Below are 17,083 nucleotides of genomic sequence, written 5' to 3'. Positions count from 1 at the left end.
ATTTAATTTCATATATAAATGCGGTATTGTATTATTCAGTATTTAGAAAATGGATATAATGATGGACACAGAAGCCTTACGACTGTTTGTAATTTCAGCTGAACTCCTGAATATCAGTGCAGCAGGTCGACAGCTGGGATTAGCACCGGCGGTGGCTGGAGCACGCCTTGCAAAGCTAGAAAAAGAAGTCGGTGCAGACCTGCTTCATCGATCTACACGTAAAGTTTCCTTGTCATTGGAGGGAAAAGAATTTCTTCCATTCGCAAAAGAGATTATAGCGCAGGAAGATGCTGGGCTGGTTGCGCTAGGTAGAGGCAATCCGGAAATTTCAGGGACACTTCGTTTCGCCTGTTCTAGCACATTCGCCCAACTTTATATCGCACCGATACTTCCAGAATTTTTAGATCGCTATCCAGGAATTAATCTCGACCTTCGTTTTTCTGACACTCAGGCCAAACTAATAGAGGGGGGATATGATCTCGCCCTTCGAAATTTGGCTATTGAAGACAGCACAATGATTGGACGAAAGCTTGCTGATGATAAACGAGTGCTATGTGCATCACCTGCTTATCTAGCACGTTACGGCACGCCAGAGACGCCAAACGACCTTGCAAACCATAGGTTGGTAATCTTCGGAGATTTGAAACGTGACTTAACATCTTCTGAGGCACAGCTTTTTCAATTCCCACCTCCCCACGCTAAAACTCGTGTCCAATGCGACGACGGCGCAAGCACACGTCTAGCAACACTTGGCGGCATAGGTATCTCGATGGGCTCTATCTGGAGCCTCCACAAAGAATTACGAGATGGATCACTAGTACGAGTCCTACCAAACTATGAGGTAAATGATGGTTCTGCAATATGGTTAGTTTACCCGAAGTCAAACGTGCTGACAGGAAAAGTCCGCGTTATGATCGATTTCTTAATCGAAAAAGTTGGCTCATCTCCAGCATGGTTGACTTAAAAGTTATATTGAAATTCTAAATACTGAATATTTACCAAGGCCACTTATCTCCAAAAACTATATTATGTAAGTACCCCTCATGAACAATTAATGAGGGTCCACCATGAAAGCCATGATCTTAAACTCCTACGGGAATGACGCTAAATTCGAACCTGCCGACGTAGCGGAGCCTACCGTTTCTGCCGGTCATGTGCTCGTGCGTATTGCCGCTAGCAGCGTAAACACAGTTGATACTATGATCCGCCAAATGGGGCAGGAACAATTACCCCTTTCACCAGATTTACCTGCCATTCTTGGTATGGACTTCTCTGGTGTTGTCGAAGCTGTTGGTAACGGCGTGACAGGTTTTACTCCAGGTGATGAAGTCTATGGATGTGCAGGTGGCCTCATAGGTTTGCAAGGCACTTTAACAGAGCTTATTAACGCTGATGCCCGATTAATCGCGCACAAACCCAAAACTTTATCAATGCGCGAAGCGGCCGCCCTACCCCTTGTTGGTATCACTGCATATGAAGGTTTAACACGCGCCAATGTTGGTCCTAACCAAAAAGTATTGGTTCAGGGTGGCTCTGGTGGAGTCGGCCATGTTGCTGCTCAGCTTGCCAAACATTTCGGTGCAGATGTTTACGCAACTGACACCAGCGACAAACGGATGGACATCATTAAAAGCTATGGCGCAACACCAATCGACTTTAAAGCAGAGACTGTTGCTCAGTATGTTGAAAAACACACTAGCGGAAAAGGATTTGATATCATATTTGACACCGTAGGCGGAGCAAATATGACAAACTCGTTTGAGGCTGCTGCGCTTAACGCTCAAATAGCAACGACGGTAGCTTTGCTTGAGTTAGACCTCAGTCCTGCTCATTTCAAAGGCCTGTCCATACATGTAATCTTTATGCTCATTCCAATGCTGCATGATCACAATCGTGGAAAGCACGGTGAGATATTGAGCAAACTTGCAGATATCGTAGATGCAGACGCACTCAAACCTTTGCTTGATGATAATCACTTCCAACTTTCACAGGTTGGCGACGCCTATGAACATCTGATGAGTGGTCAGGCAATTGGTAAAGTAGTGGTTTCAAATTAAATAGTCACAGAGCAAATATATGACATTTTCAAGATTAATTTCTACCTTCTTTCTATCTCTATCTGTGGCGGCATGCAGTGATACAAGTCAGCCTTCTTATAGTGCAGAACAGAAAGAAAGCATTACTGTCCTAACAGCAGATGAAGTGTCTTATCAGGCGCTCAACCCTGCCAGAGGAGATGCCAGCCCTAGAGCTGGCATCCTTTGGGGAGATATCACCAAAGATGTTCCTTCGGGTATATTATTGAAATTTACTGAAGGCTTCTCCTCGCCCCCTCACATCCACAACATCACCTATAGAGCTATCGTTATTAGTGGTGAAATCCATAATGACGACCCTGACGCGGCTAACATGTGGATGGGGCCGGGTGCATTCTGGACTCAACCAGCTGGTGAAGTGCACGTAACTTCTGCCCGCCCAGGCGTAGGTGGTACAGGCTTCCTTGAAATTCTGGAGGGCCCATATCTTGTGCAACCCAGTGAGAAAGCTTTTGATAATGGGGAACATCCCCTCAATCTCATGCATTCAAACATGGTTTGGATGAGTACGAATGAAATGAATTGGATAAACACCAATGACAACACATCTGGACCTCAAGCAACTTTGCTATGGGGTGATTTATCAGATGGTGCATTAAGCGGCTCAATGATCAAACTGCCATCAGGTTACCACGCGACACTTTCAACGAATGGCGGTGACCTGAAAGCCGTTGTTATTCAAGGTAAACTGTCACATGTTGTAGAAGATGTTACTACTTCAAAAGAAATCATCGCCGGCAGTTACTTTTCATCTGCAGAAGGCGTCCCCCACTCCCTATCCTGCTCAACTCAAAATGAATGTATGATATATGTTAGAACGGACGGGCAGTTTTCAGTTCAATAACTCTTGAATGGTGCAACTCTTATATTGCCGCGTTCGCAGGCCTAATAGGCCTGCGAGCTACATTAGCAAAGCCACCTACTCAAGTGAACAAAGATACCCCTCTATTATACTTTGTGTTTGTATAGCTTTGTTGTCACTCGCCTTAATTAATGAAAGTCTCGACTGGGCGGTATAGCACGTACATTACGTGGGTGACGGGCTGTGTCAGACTTCAACACAAAGCCACCCCCAGACTTACCCTCACCTTGAATATATTGAGAGTCTTCAGCCAAAAATTCCAAATCAAGTGTACGGTCTATGATTTCTTCAGCCAAAATATGCGTCACATTATCTGCAGTTTGAACACGTCCTTTTACAACAATCAGATAAGCGCCCATCACAATGGGACGAAAACGTTCCATCACTTTAGGCCAGACAATAAGGTTCGCGACACCCGTTTCATCTTCCAACGTTACAAATACAACTCCAGAAGCTGTTCCCGGACGTTGGCGAACAAGCACAATACCGCCAACCATAACACGTGATCCACCGCGCAACTCATATATTTCCTTGGCCCTACGAATACCCATTCTTGAATATCGCTTTCTTAGGAATGACACTGGATGGGCCTTCAAAGATAATCGTGTCGCATGATAATCTTGGAGCACATGTTCAGACATTGGCATCTCAGGGAGTTTGACCTCTGGTTCATTTCCCTGCTCTTTAGCTACAGAACGCGCAAACAATTCAGTGGGAGCCTCCTGTGTTTGCCCGCGAATAACCCACAAAGCCTCACGTCTATCTAACCCCATAGAACGAAATGCATCCGCTCCTGCTAATCGTTCTAACACGCTACGTGGCAACCCTGTCCGTTGGCGTAAAATTTCAGGTGTATCATATCCTTCTTGACGCAAATCCATCAGAATTTGCATATGTGTTTCGCTTAAACCTCCAACCTGTCTAAGCCCTAGGCGTACAGCGAATGATCCATCCTCTTTGGGCTCTAAAAGACTATCCCAATCTGCATAATTTACGTCAGGGGGGCGCACCTCTACATTATGCTCACGTGCATCCCGAACAAGTTGAGCCGGCGCATAAAACCCCATAGGTTGTGAATTTAAAATTGCTGCGCAAAACACCTCTGGATGATGGCATTTAAGCCATGATGAAATATAGACCAGCAAAGCAAAACTCGCCGCATGGCTTTCTGGAAAACCATAATCCCCAAAGCCTTTGACTTGATTAAAACAAGCCTGTGCAAAATCGGGCTCATACCCACGTTTGATCAGACCGTTTATAAACTTGTCTTCATATAACCCCATCGTGCCATGGCGTCGAAACGTAGCCATAGCTTTGCGTAAGCCATTTGCTTCATCAGGTGTAAACTTGGCAGCATCAATTGCCACCTGCATAGCTTGCTCCTGAAACAGTGGAACCCCCAATGTCCGCTTCAGAATATTCTCTAACTCATCCGGCGGACCATGCTCAGGTGCCGGTGATGGATAACGAACAGTCTCAATGCCCTTCCTACGTCGCAAATATGGATGCACCATATCCCCTTGAATAGGCCCCGGCCGGACAATCGCGACTTCAACCACTAAATCATAGAAAACTCTTGGTCTTAAACGTGGCAACATACTCATTTGCGCGCGACTTTCGACCTGAAACACACCGATACTATCAGCCTTACACAGCATGTCATAAACAGCTGGATCGTCCTGCGGCACAGTCGCCAGATTATAATCTAGTCCCTTATAGAGCCGCAGCATATCAAAGCATTTTCGGATACAACTCAGCATGCCCAACGCTAGAATATCAACTTTCATTATACCGAGTGCATCTATGTCGTCCTTATCCCATTCAATGAAGGTACGATCATCCATAGCCGCATTACCAATGGGCACAGTCTCCACCAAAGGCCCCTGTGTCAGCACAAAGCCTCCAACATGCTGAGATAAATGTCTGGGAAAACCAATTAATTGCCGCGTAAAATGCAAAACACGTTGAATAGTTTCATTGCGCGGATCAAGCCCACTCTCACTCGCCTGTTTATCCGAGATAGTTTTGCCATATGCTCCCCAATTCGTTTTAGCGAGGGCTGTTGCAACATCCTCACTCAAACCAAAAGCCTTGCAGACCTCTCGCACAGCTGAACGAGGCCGATAGCTAATGACTGCCGCAGTAAGTGCAGCGCGGTGGCGTCCATACCGCTCATAGACATATTGGATGACTTCTTCACGGCGCTCATGCTCAAAATCTACATCTATATCGGGTGGCTCTTTGCGTTCACGAGATAAAAAACGGTCAAAAAGCAAATCATTGACCTTGGGATCCACACTCGTAATTCCCAAGCAATAACATACAGCTGAATTCGCTGCAGACCCTCTCCCCTGACAAAGTATGCCCTGTTCGCGCGCCCATTTTACAATGTCATGCACAGTCAAAAAGTACGGTGCAACCTTCAACTCTCCTATGAGGTCCAGCTCGTATTTTAGTGTTTTTTGTACCTTCTCAGGCACACCTTCTGGGTAGCGCCATTTCGCTCCCTCCGACGTCATATCAATCAAATGCTCTTGAGGTGTTTTCCCTCGTGGGACAGGCTCATCTGGATATTCATATCGTAACTCATCAAGAGAAAACTGACACGCTTCAACAATCTTCTGCGTATTCTCAATTGCATCTGCAAACCCACGGAATAACCGCGCCATTTCTACTGGAGACTTCAGATGACGCTCGGCATTAGGTTCTAGCAAATATCCCGCTTCCTCAAGCGAAACATGCTCTCGAATACAGGTAAGAACATCCTGCAATGGCCGCCTATTCGGAACATGATAAAGCACATCATTTGTCGCGATGAGAGGCAAACCATGCTTAGATGCCAAGACCGCTATTCGTGCAAGCCTTTCACGGTTTTTACCACCATGTTGATAAATAAGTGCCATAAAAAGCTTTTTATCGAGGGACGAATTAGGCTCCTCGAAGGAAGAACAAAGTTTTGCTATTAATATTTGCAATTTTTCTTCAAAAACAACATCTGTCTGCATCGGCGGAATAACAATAAAAAACTGCCCTTCCGCATGCGCAACCACATCATCCAACGATATATGACATTCCCCCTTCGGAGCGCGCATTTTCCCTTCCGATAATAAATGCGCCAAACGCCCATAGGCAGCCCGATCTGTTGGGTAACACAAAAGACTTATACCATCTGTGAGGTCCAACCTTGCACCAATAAGCAGACGTACATCATGTTCTTTTGCCGCCACATGCGCCCGTACAACCCCAGCCAACGTATTGCGGTCTGCTATGCCAATCGCGGATATGCCCAACATTTTGGCTTGCACAACGAGTTCCTCAGCATGACTGGCACCTCGTAAAAAAGAAAAATTCGTCGTAACAGAAAGTTCGGCATATGGAGGCGTCACGCAAACACCCCATGCATATACCATTGGGGTATCCCACCGCGATTATCATCGTAAAGACCATTACGATAAATCCAGTAACGATAGCCCTCTTCATCTTCAATGCGGTAATAGTCGCGAGCACGCGCACCTTTTTCTGAAAGCTTCCACCATTCTGGCGCAATGCGCTCTGGTCCATCCGCTTTCACAATCTTACGCATGACACATCGCCATATAAGGCGCGCAGGTGGACCATCTGGAACCTCCGCCATAACTTCGACATGCTCCGGCACCTCAAACATACGCAAGGGACGCGGCCCCATAAAACATGGTACGCTCTGCACCTTCATCAAATGCGTTGCAAAATTTGAAAAACCTTCAGATCGCTCCGGCACATGGCTCTTATAAGACGCCGGCATTTGCACTGCTTTTTCACCTAAGCGGACAACAAGTCTATCTGCCAGACGTATAAATGCCTCCCCGTCAAATCCCCCCATCATGTCAACCGCCAGAGGTCTCGCATCATGGTCTAAACTTTCGGTACGTGCCGCTGACAGCATAAACAGATCAATTCCAAAGCCCGGATTGATCGTTTCAACATGCTCTCCCAACAATCGCCTAATATGCTGTGCATCACGTACAGCACTCGCGGATGATGCATTGATTTGCGAGCATTTAGCATCAACACCAAACGCATAAAAACAAAAGTCACGCGCACCCACACCATGCATGTCCAACTTCTGACATAGTTGAGGAATGAGCTGATCCAGCGCATACTCAACCCCCTCTTGCGCTGCCACAGGCTCTGGGCATGGCAAACGCACGACCCATTCAGGTTCAGCTATAACGGGTTTAAGCGGCTCATGACGCAGGCCCAACGCTTGATCTAGCCTTAAGACCACAGCATCAACCGCTTCGCGCGACGCAAACCGTCTCATCAACGCTTTTCGCTCTAGCCCATAAAGTTGATCTATACGAGTGAGTCCAAATTTACGTAATAGTTGAACTGTCTTATCCGATAACCGCAAAGCCCCAACTGGAAGGCCCGCCAAGTCCTGCCTTTCCCGACTAGGTTGAGACACAAACACATCGCCAATGTTACAATATCGTGCAAGCGCATTCGCCGCCCCAGGAGTACCCGCTATCGCAATTTTGGATACATATCCATTTGTCCGCAAACACGCACTAACTTGTTCAATAAGTTTAGCTTCGCCACCAAACAAATGATCAAGTCCTGTTGTCTCCATAATAAGAGCATCATCTCCATCGATACTCACACTTGGCGAAAAACGCACCATCCAATCTACTAATTTAGATAAAGCCCGCGCATCAGCAATCCGATCTATTTCTTCGAATACTAAATTAGGCACGCGTGCACGCGCATCGGTAAATGCTAAACCCGCATGTACATTCTGACTTTGTGCAATTGGATTAGCTGCAACAATTTCAACACCATTCCTACATTTTTCAACTAAAACAAAAGGGACAGATTTAGGCGGTTTCTCTAAAATTGATGGTCTTGCCTGCAATTGCTGATATTTCGCGCGGCGCAACCGATCCAGCGGCCATGCAGGGAAGTACACGTAAAGATAACGCTTCATCATCATATTCCAACTCAAACACCTCACCTGATTGTCTTGGCGCAGATCGACACCGCTCCAACACAGCCCTCCAGCGAGGTGCACCCAGCGCTTTAGCGTCATAAGAATTCAAAGCGGAAGGCTGAGCATTAATACGCCATCGCGCATCACACGCACTAATACCCCCTCGTGTGTACGGCATAAGCAAAACAACAGGCGTACCATAGCGCGCACTCGCTAGTTTCAATCGGCGTGTTGCAGTAAAATCGGCATCTTCAAGCTCACCAATGACAATATCTAAAGTTCTAGATTTTATTCCTTCTTCAATTGCCCACAATGCATCCATAGATTTAGAAACAGTGACGTGTAATTTATGTGTTTTATCTCTGCTAAATAGCTCAAACCCACTTGGAAAAATAACACCATGTTCTTGCATGAACTTATGTTGCCTTACCCATAATATGGCATTCTTAGGTTTGATATTTGCCAACACAAATCCAGTAAGCGCGCTCATATCTCCGTGTTTTTTTTCAACGCATTCATGCAAACCTTTTTGCCCCAAGCCAAACGGAAAAATCGCTTCTTCCCCCCTTCTGAAAAGCAATGCTCTCGATGGCTCCAAACGGCCAGATATCAAAGATGCCTCGGTCATATGTTCTTATTTTGTTCTCTGCGCGATTAAGAGTCAAGTCTCAATCAATAAGGCATCTAGAAATTTTGGCGGGAGTTATTTTTTGAAACAACAAACTCGCCATTCATAGAACAGAATATATCTTTAGCAGTTGGCAAAAATACTGGCACGTAGCATTCTACAGCCCTAAATGTAACCAGCACAAAATATCCATACTCCAGTATAAAAAGCACCTTGCTAGGATAGAAACATGTCGCTCGACCTTAAAGACAATACGCTGCTAAAGACACATGCTCTTATCGATGGCCAATGGGTAAAATCATCGGATCAAACAACATTTGAAGTTTTAAACCCATCAGATGGAAAAATCATTGCCAACGTATACTCAAGCGGAACACTTGAAACATCAAACGCAATAAATAGCGCAGAGTTAGCCCTAAAAAGCTGGCGTAAACTCACCGCAAAACAACGCTCTTCTCTCTTAATGAAATGGTACGACCTCATTGCTGAGAATATCGAAGATCTAACGCAAATCCTAACTGCCGAACAAGGAAAGCCTTTAGCTGAAGCTCGCGGTGAGATTAAATATGGTGCAAACTATATCAAGTGGTTCGCAGAAGAAGCTAAGCGAATTTATGGAGATACCATTCCTCATACCCTACCTGGAACACGCATTTTAGTAACCAAACAACCTATCGGTGTGGTAGCATGTATCACGCCATGGAATTTCCCCAACGCCATGCTTGCACGCAAAATTGCACCCGCTTTAGCAGCGGGAAATACAGTCGTTTGCAAACCGGCAAATGAAACGCCACTCTCAGCTCTCGCTTTAGGGGAACTCGCTCATCGTGCGGGTATACCAGCTGGCGTTATCAATATTGTTTGTGGAAAAACAACAGAGATAGGTGAAGAATTAACATCGAACCCTATCGTAAGAAAACTAACCTTTACAGGATCAACTGCTGTTGGAAAAAAACTAACTGCTGACTCTGCACGCACAATGAAACGCACATCTATGGAGTTAGGCGGGAATGCGCCATTTATTATCTTTAACGATGCTGATGTGAATGATGCAATTGCAGGATTAATGATCAGCAAATTCAGAAATGCTGGACAAACTTGCGTGTGTGCAAATCGTATATTTGTACAAAGTGGAATTTACGACCAGTTCGTCAAAGCTGTCAAAATAGCGATATCAAAACTAAAGGTTGGAGACGGTACAGAAGCTGGTACCCAAATAGGCCCCCTTATCAATGAACGTGCCTCCAAGAACGTACGTGCTCTTATCCTAGATGCGCACAAAAAGGGAGCAGACGTTCTCACGGCAGAGGAAAGTCCAACTGGCAACTTCATTGCTCCAACACTACTCTTAAATACGTCTGACGACATGCGCGTATTCAAAGAAGAGATTTTTGGACCCGTTGCGCCAATTATAAAATTTGAAACTGAAGAAGAAGTAATTCGTGCAGCCAACAATACCCCTGTAGGACTTGCTGCTTATTTTTACGCTCGCGACATCGGCCTGATTTGGCGCGTATCTGAAGCACTGGATTTTGGCATGGTTGGGGTCAACACAGGCACGATCTCCGATGAGATGATTCCCTTTGGCGGGATGAAGGAGTCCGGGCAAGGTCGTGAAGGCTCAAGATACGGGCTGGATGATTATTTGGAAATGAAATCTCTTACAATTGGGGGAATAGACAAGTGACACATGCCATCTATAAAAAGCAAAAAATTACATACGCTTCTTGAGAGATGTGACGCTATAACAGCGTCACTCCGCTACACTTAACGACTATTTTAAAATATATTTTACATATATTACAACAGAGTAAGACGTTTACCGAAACGCCTTAGTCTCACTTGGAAGGTTCTTAACCACAGGAAGTTGAATTTCTCGTACCAACCCTTTTTTACGGTCAATCGCCCAAATGATAGACTGTTTTTTATCAGGAGAAAAAGCGAAAGCTTGCCCTTCAGCTTGAAGAGAAATCGTTGCCACATGTACTAAAGTTGGCCCCATTACTGGCTTGGCCAATACATACATTTCAGGTTTGTCGTGCCCGAGGATATACAGCAGTTCATCCGGCCCCAACGCACCGCCAGAAGCAGCATATGGAGCCATGGCATCGGATACGTTCTTAGGGAACATCCAACCACCTGTACGACGCCATTTTTCATCAAAAGTGACAACACTAGAGTATTCATACCCTTTGTGTGCGAGGCCACCCTTCTTAGAATAGTGAGCAAAACCAGTGATATAACCATCACTCAACTCATCAACCCAAGTCAAAGAGCCTTCATCCCGCATACCCAAAGAATGGGATTGAATGTGATGTAAACTCGCGGAATCAAACACCTCAATGGAGGAACCCATTGGTGTTTGGGAGTAATTTGAATTTGCGCACCAGATTTTCCCGTACCGCGCATAACAGGAATTCATGTGTCGAATCAGCCCCTTATGAGGCGATGTAAAGCGGGCAACAATTTCACCCGTATCACGGCGATATTTTCCAATCACCGTATTATCAACAGGATAAAAATACTCAGCATCCACAGCTACCCCCTGATCAGCTTCAGGAGCGGTATATTCCCTTAATGTGGTTGCCTTCAGGTACTGCACTGGTGGCGGTGTGTATGTGCTGATCTCATCCAGAGGTGTAATTCTGGTCTCAACGTGATGCACACTTGTTGGCGTCGTGCATGACACCAGCGTGCACACTGCTAAAATTGCGAGAACATAATGCATGGCGAACTCCAAATATGAACCACCCCACCCTTGGATAAGGGTGGGGAAAATGGATTGAATGAAAAAGGTTTGATTTAGAAACCGTAGCTCAAACCAAAATATACAGTCCGTCCGACATATTCCGCTTCAGTGTTGCGGCGCTCATTTCTACCTTGAAACTCTGTCGTTGGTTCATCATTGAGGTTCACGCCCTCAACAAAGATTTTCAGATTATCCATGACGTCATATGAAACCTTTGCATCCCACCGTCCAAATGCACCTTGGTCTAGATTCAAGTCTGAATTTGAAAGATTGATACCGGTTGCAAAGCTATCATTGTAAGCATAGCTGATAGATGCATCCACTCCGTGATTTTGATAGAAAGCGGAAAATGCATAGGAGCGCTCTGCTTGGTTAAGCAAAGGCAGAGTTTCACCATTCACTTCAGTTTCACCATCAAGGAAAGTTGCTGAAACCGATGCACCAAAACCAGAAAGAGATGCTGGTAAAAAGTTATCAAACTGAGTTTGCGCAATAAGCTCCAAACCTTTTAATTCACTTGAGCCTGCATTTTGTGTGGTTGAGATATTCAACTCTTCAAGGCCAAGCCCATCAACATCAACAGCTCCCGTGAGACCACGTGCAGCCAATGCGCTTTTTATATCAGATTCACCATTATATTGCTCGGAAAGCCCTACAATATCATTTGAAATATCCTTGATGAATACCGCAGCTGAAAGCAAGGTTAACTCATTTGGATACCATTCAATAGAGGCGTCATAATTCCATGAAACACGCGCTTCCAAGTCTGGGTTACCTATATTTAGCGAGCCTTCCCCAAATTCCTCAGAGAATGAAGAGCGCGGCGCTATTTGATCATATTCTGGACGCCCAAGTGCGCGGGTCACAGAACCACGAAGTTTAAGGCTGTCCGTCACATCCCAATTTGCAAGCAAAGCAGGAAGCACGTTGATGTAATCGCCACCATCATCGACTTTTTGCGCACCGCCATCAACGAAGAGATAACCTGAGCTATCAATATCTGTCGCCTCAACACGTACACCTGCGATAATGTCTACTGCGCCAAAGTCATGACGTCCCATAGCAAACCCGGCAAGGATGCTTTCTTCGATACTGTAATCAGATGCAAATTCTGAGGAAAAACTATCGCTAGTGTTCAACTCAAAAAAGTCTGCATTTCCACTATCAGCAAGAAAAGCATTCATCGCATCCACATCCATGAGGATATTTGGACGACATCCACTATCATTGCAGTTTGTAAAAGCACCTTTTGTGAAGGCATCAGACGACCCTAGATCTAGGTCCAAAGCACCTCCATCATACCGCGTTCTGCTGTAATCCCATGATCGATCGGTTGTACGGTATTTCATACCCGTTTTAAGCTGTGTTTGGTCATTCAAATCCCAAATCACATTGAACTGTGCAGCCAAACCATCTTCTTCCATTTTACTGTTTTGGAAACGTGCACGACGGAAATCAAAGAGGCTTGGTTCTTGGCGGTCAGGCGTGCCTGCATCTGGAGTGATAGACACAAGCCCCTCACCATCAATGGAGAATGTGTTGGGGCCAAATATTGCCGCTGAGCGCCATTCCCAATATGAATATGGCTCGTCGATACTGTTGGAGTTCGTGTTCACTTCATAATCAATTGTGAAATTGTTGATTAAATTCTCACCGCCGACCGCGAATGTGAAGATTTCTTTTTCTGGCTCCTCAAGACGGATATTTGCTTCAATTCTGTTTTCACCAGATGTTCCGGCATCCGCTGAAGAGAAAGCGATATCGCTAGTGAAGTTTTCAGAATAACGGTTGCGGTGCTGAAATTCTTCCCAAGTTGCATAAAAACCGCGAGCGAAATATTTTGCGTTATCAGTTGGTCTAAATTCGAGCACACCGTTTAAGTTTAGGCGTTTACGTCCGATAACATAATAATTGTTTTTAACAGCCTCGGGTGCATATCCACCCACAGAATTTGTGGCTGTATCTGCTTCATAATTTACCCAGTCATCTTGGTAAAAACCAGGAGCGATATACTCACGGTCAGAAAGTGAACCAGCAACAAGCCAGCCAAATTTCTTATCAGCTGTTTTACCCGCTATTGTTGCATCCAAGCCATATGGGTTGGAGCCACCATAGGCACCACTTATTGGAGAAATTTCTTCAAACCCGTAACGGGCATTTACATAACCATAAAAATTCTCATCGCGATCAAATGGGGATTTCGTCTCAACATTGACTGTCCCCCCAATACCTTGCGCATCCATATCGGGTGTTGGAGCTTTGATAACTTGAACTGCCCCTAAAACACCCCCTGCGATAATATCCAATGGAGCTTGGCGTCCGCCGCCTTCAACTTCTGGAGAGCCAAGGTTTGCACCGTTAATTGTCACATTGTTCAAAGAAGGATTGATACCCCGGATTTGAACATAACGCCCCTCACCCTTCTCAACGAGCATAGATACACCCGCTAACCTATTTAGACTTTCTCCGACATTTTTATCTGGAAGCTGGCCAAGTTCATCTGCGCTAAGTGCTTCAAGAATTTGAGACGCATCACGCTTATCCATAATGCCTTGCTTACGTGATAGAAGAGAGCCTTCAATCACAATCGTGTCCATTACGGCTGCGTCTTCTTCCGTATTGCTTTCTTGCGCTATTGCCGGCAATGCCAATGCTGTTGTGAGCGCTAGAACAGATGTTTTAATTCGTGCAGCCTTCAAGACTGAATTTGTCGTAGTCATAATACCCCTCATGGTCCAACTAGAGCGGATCAAGCGCGCTCCAACATGTAAGACGGAAGGGATTTCGCTGTGTGTTTGACAGTTTTATGAAATGAAAAAGTTAGAAACCATAACTAAACCCGACATAGATTGTCCGGCCCACATATTCATGTTCAGTGTTCCAATCTTCATGACCACCCTGAAATTCTGTAGTGGGTTCGTTATTCAGATTAACACCTTCAACAAACACCTTTAAATTATCATTGAATGTATAAGAGACTTTTGCGTCCCACCGGCCGAAATCTCCTTGGCTAAGGTTTTCAATAGAATTGTCATGATCAAACCGTGTGAGATAACTATCATTATAGGCATAAGATATTGAAGCGTCTGTGTTTTTATTCTGATACAGTAAGGATAAAGAATAGGTTTGGTCTGCTTGATTTAAAAGCGGGAAAGACTTTCCATTTATAAATGTCTCACCATCCAAAATGGTGGCATTTGCAGCCACGCTAAACCCACTGAGATAGTTTGGCACCGCAAAATCTAAACTTGCATTAAGCCCCACCTCTATACCCGTTAGCTGGCTCTTTCCCGCATTGATAAAAGAACGAAGCTCTAAGCGCGATAGCCCTTCAATTTGATTTGATGTGAGTGTGTCTAGACCGTGCGCACTTAATTCTGCGATGATCGCTTCGTTGTCATCAATCACTTGTGTGACTTTCACGATATCATCTGAAATTTCTTTGTGAAACAAGGTGAGATATAGCAATGACAATTCATGCGGATACCACTCAATAGAGGCATCATAATTCCATGATACACGCGCGTCTAACAATGGATTGCCTATTTGCAGTACATTATCGCCCTCATCCTCATAAAAATGCATGCGCGGTGCGATATATTTATAATCTGGTCGCCCAATGGCACGCGAAAGGCTCGTGCGTATCAATAGAGTTTCCTGAACATTCCATGTTGCAATTAAACTCGGAAGCCAGTTGAGATAACGCGCTTTACGTTCTACTCGCTGGGCAGATGCCTGAGTGATTTGATAACCCGCCGCCTTAAACAGAGTTGATTCAACGCGAAGCCCAGCGACTAAATCAACATTTGAAAACGATTTGCGTCCCATGAAATAAGCCGCCAACACATTTTCATTTATAGAATAATCTGAAGCAAATTCAGATCTAAAGCTCGTCTCTTGGTCGAGCTGAAAATGGGATGCATTTGAAGGATCAGCATAGAAGGCTTCCAAAGCGTCCACATCCAGCAAAATATTAGGCGCGCACAGGCTCTCATTGCAATTTTCAAATGCTCCCCGCGTGAATGCAGCAGCAGTTGCTAAATTGAGAGCCGAGCTGCCTGGAAGATATAAAGGCTCAGAAAAATCACGATCTCGTCGTGTCGATCGATATTTCATTCCAAACTTGAGAGTATTGTCGGGCGCAATGAAATGCTCAATATCGAAACGAGCTGTCAGCGACTTCTCGTCCATTTCACTTTCTAATCGTTCGACATTTTTAAAATTATAATATGATGGAGACTGACGGTCTAAAGAGTCGATATCCGGTGTTAAATGCACGATACCAGAAGAATTAATCGCAAAGCTTTCTGGCCCCAGAATAGGAAGCGTTTCAAATTTCCAAAACACATTCGGTTCTGAAATCCTGTTTTGGTTTACATTCACGCTGTAATTTAGAAGCAGATCTTCAAAGTGATGCTCCGCGCCGCCAGAGAGAGAAAATATCCGCTTTTCGGGTTCTTCCAATCGTAGATTTACATTTGCCGCAACATCAACAACTTGTCCCGCTTGAGGTGTGTTGAACTGAATGTCTGATCCTAAGACTTCTTCAAAACGATTGCGATGCTGAAACTCATCCCATTGCGCCCAAAACCCTGTCAAAGAAAACGTATGCGCATCATTGGGTCGGTATTCGAGAACGCTATTTAGGTTCTGTCTTTTACGACCTATCACATAATAATTATTCTTAATCAGTTGAGGAATAGCACCAATACCAGTGCCATTTTCGATAGGGTATTCCGCCCAATCATCTTGATACACACCAGAGGCAACATACTCTCTGTGTGAGATAGCGCCTGCAAGCAACCAACCCCATTTTTGATCTAATGATTTACCAGACATAGTGCCCTCCACCGCAAAGGGGTCTGAACCACCATAGGCGTTATCAAGCGCAGACATTTCCTCCACCCCGTATTTGAAAGACAATTGCCCTTCAAAATTTCCACTGCGATCGAAGGGCGACTTTGTTTCGATATCAAGTGTGCCGCCTATACCTTGCCCATCCATGTCAGGTGTTCGCACTTTACGTATAACCACACCATCCACGACGCCTATAGCAATCATATCTAAAGGCGCTTGACGTCCGCCTCCTTCAGTCTCAGGTGATCCGATATCAGCTCCATTGAGGGTAATGTTATTGAAGGTCGGATTGATGCCTCGTATTTGAAAATAACGCCCTTCGCCTTTCTCCACGAGCATGGAGACACCCGGAAGACGATTGAGACTTTCTCCTATGTTGTTTGAAGGAATTTGACCAAGTTCGTCACTAAAAACACTCTCGGTGATCGTTTCACTCAAGCGTTTGTGCCGAAGTGATCGAATGTTTGAAAGCCGACTACCTTTAAGCAAGATTGCGTCGAGAATGAGTGGTGCTCTATGGGACGTATCGGTCTGGTTATCGGTTGACCGCTTTGCGGTTTTTTTTGAATCTACCGTAACCAATGATGGTGCAATTTTGCGACGTTCATCGGATAATACATCAATAGTATAAGAGCCACGCCTATCTTGATGAAAACATAACCCCGCCCTAGATAGGACGGCTTCCAATGCTTCCTTCGTCGTATACTCCCCTACGACATATCCATTGGTTTTATTCGCGGTGTCTTTATTCCTAAAAACAATATCAACATTATATAATTTTGCGATATCAAGAAGCTGTTCAGACACCGAGGCAGGCTTCAAATTTACCCACATGGCTGCCTCGGCATATGCAGATAAACTCATCGTCATACAAACGGCACTCGCCGTCAGAATAAAATTCCGAAACATGCAAAGCCCCTCTTAC

At 45.0% G+C, this 17,083-nt stretch carries 10 protein-coding genes; 4 read left to right on the top strand and 6 right to left on the bottom strand.

All coding sequences use genetic code 11. From position 1 onward, the window contains the following. Positions 1-61: 61 nt before the first annotated feature. The 3 genes from ACFQS8_RS14345 to ACFQS8_RS14335 all read left to right on the top strand — a co-directional run bounded on the left by ACFQS8_RS14345 (position 62) and on the right by ACFQS8_RS14335 (position 2,940). Positions 62-964 carry a LysR family transcriptional regulator gene (locus ACFQS8_RS14345; protein ID WP_382168650.1) on the top strand — a complete coding sequence of 301 codons (903 nt, stop codon included), beginning with the start codon at positions 62-64 and terminating at the stop codon, positions 962-964. A 103-nt stretch (positions 965-1,067) separates the two neighbouring features. Further along, the gene (locus tag ACFQS8_RS14340; RefSeq protein ID WP_382168543.1) at positions 1,068-2,057 is read left to right on the top strand and encodes a zinc-dependent alcohol dehydrogenase family protein; all 990 of its coding nucleotides are present in this window, start codon (positions 1,068-1,070) and stop codon (positions 2,055-2,057) included. Positions 2,058-2,076: 19 nt separating this feature from the next. Then, positions 2,077-2,940, top strand: a complete 864-nt coding sequence (locus ACFQS8_RS14335; protein ID WP_382168542.1) for a DUF4437 domain-containing protein — start codon at positions 2,077-2,079, stop codon at positions 2,938-2,940. A gap of 146 nt (positions 2,941-3,086) precedes the next feature. Here the strand turns inward: ACFQS8_RS14335 and ACFQS8_RS14330 are convergent, their stop codons facing one another. Genes ACFQS8_RS14330 through ACFQS8_RS14320 form a run of 3 tightly spaced genes read right to left on the bottom strand, consistent with a single transcriptional unit; the run spans position 3,087 to position 8,552 of the window. Next, a complete protein-coding gene (locus tag ACFQS8_RS14330; RefSeq protein ID WP_382168540.1) occupies positions 3,087-6,368 on the bottom strand; it encodes an error-prone DNA polymerase in 3,282 nt (1,093 codons plus the stop codon). After that, a complete protein-coding gene (locus ACFQS8_RS14325) occupies positions 6,341-7,927 on the bottom strand; it encodes a Y-family DNA polymerase (RefSeq protein ID WP_382168538.1) in 1,587 nt (528 codons plus the stop codon). The genes ACFQS8_RS14330 and ACFQS8_RS14325 overlap by 28 nt, the downstream gene beginning before the upstream one ends. After that, positions 7,812-8,552 carry an ImuA family protein gene (locus tag ACFQS8_RS14320; protein ID WP_382168536.1) on the bottom strand — a complete coding sequence of 247 codons (741 nt, stop codon included), beginning with the start codon at positions 8,550-8,552 and terminating at the stop codon, positions 7,812-7,814. Before ACFQS8_RS14320 ends, ACFQS8_RS14325 begins: the two co-directional genes overlap by 116 nt. A gap of 229 nt (positions 8,553-8,781) precedes the next feature. Between ACFQS8_RS14320 and ACFQS8_RS14315 the strand changes: the two genes are divergently transcribed. Next, positions 8,782-10,239: an NAD-dependent succinate-semialdehyde dehydrogenase gene (locus ACFQS8_RS14315; RefSeq protein WP_382168534.1), complete on the top strand. Its 1,458-nt coding sequence runs from the start codon at positions 8,782-8,784 to the stop codon at positions 10,237-10,239. A 132-nt stretch (positions 10,240-10,371) separates the two neighbouring features. On the opposite strand, the gene ACFQS8_RS14310 is transcribed toward ACFQS8_RS14315, so the two are convergent. The 3 genes from ACFQS8_RS14310 to ACFQS8_RS14300 all read right to left on the bottom strand — a co-directional run bounded on the left by ACFQS8_RS14310 (position 10,372) and on the right by ACFQS8_RS14300 (position 17,067). Then, a complete protein-coding gene (locus ACFQS8_RS14310) occupies positions 10,372-11,280 on the bottom strand; it encodes a hypothetical protein (protein WP_382168532.1) in 909 nt (302 codons plus the stop codon). A 74-nt stretch (positions 11,281-11,354) separates the two neighbouring features. Continuing rightward, on the bottom strand, positions 11,355-14,021 hold the full coding sequence (locus tag ACFQS8_RS14305) for a TonB-dependent receptor (protein WP_382168530.1): 2,667 nt from the start codon (positions 14,019-14,021) through the stop codon (positions 11,355-11,357). 100 nt (positions 14,022-14,121) lie between these two features. Then, a complete protein-coding gene (locus ACFQS8_RS14300) occupies positions 14,122-17,067 on the bottom strand; it encodes a TonB-dependent receptor (RefSeq protein WP_382168528.1) in 2,946 nt (981 codons plus the stop codon). Positions 17,068-17,083: the final 16 nt, after the last annotated feature.

Origin of the sequence: Hirschia litorea (assembly GCF_042665075.1) — a bacterium.
Taxonomy (GTDB): Bacteria; Pseudomonadota; Alphaproteobacteria; order Caulobacterales; family Hyphomonadaceae; genus Hirschia; species Hirschia litorea.
The sequence above is the reverse complement of the archived record's forward strand: the minus strand, read 5'-3'. Positions and strand labels throughout refer to the sequence as shown.

What these genes read in the sequence shown, in the direction of transcription:
- ACFQS8_RS14345 (WP_382168650.1), top strand. Translation starts at nt 62, where the DNA reads ATGGACACAGAAGCCTTACGACTGTTTGTAATTTCAGCTGAACTCCTG.
- ACFQS8_RS14340 (WP_382168543.1), top strand. Translation starts at nt 1,068, where the DNA reads ATGAAAGCCATGATCTTAAACTCCTACGGGAATGACGCTAAATTCGAA.
- ACFQS8_RS14335 (WP_382168542.1), top strand. Translation starts at nt 2,077, where the DNA reads ATGACATTTTCAAGATTAATTTCTACCTTCTTTCTATCTCTATCTGTG.
- ACFQS8_RS14330 (WP_382168540.1), bottom strand. Translation starts at nt 6,368, where the DNA reads ATGGTATATGCATGGGGTGTTTGCGTGACGCCTCCATATGCCGAACTT.
- ACFQS8_RS14325 (WP_382168538.1), bottom strand. Translation starts at nt 7,927, where the DNA reads ATGATGATGAAGCGTTATCTTTACGTGTACTTCCCTGCATGGCCGCTG.
- ACFQS8_RS14320 (WP_382168536.1), bottom strand. Translation starts at nt 8,552, where the DNA reads ATGACCGAGGCATCTTTGATATCTGGCCGTTTGGAGCCATCGAGAGCA.
- ACFQS8_RS14315 (WP_382168534.1), top strand. Translation starts at nt 8,782, where the DNA reads ATGTCGCTCGACCTTAAAGACAATACGCTGCTAAAGACACATGCTCTT.
- ACFQS8_RS14310 (WP_382168532.1), bottom strand. Translation starts at nt 11,280, where the DNA reads ATGCATTATGTTCTCGCAATTTTAGCAGTGTGCACGCTGGTGTCATGC.
- ACFQS8_RS14305 (WP_382168530.1), bottom strand. Translation starts at nt 14,021, where the DNA reads ATGACTACGACAAATTCAGTCTTGAAGGCTGCACGAATTAAAACATCT.
- ACFQS8_RS14300 (WP_382168528.1), bottom strand. Translation starts at nt 17,067, where the DNA reads ATGTTTCGGAATTTTATTCTGACGGCGAGTGCCGTTTGTATGACGATG.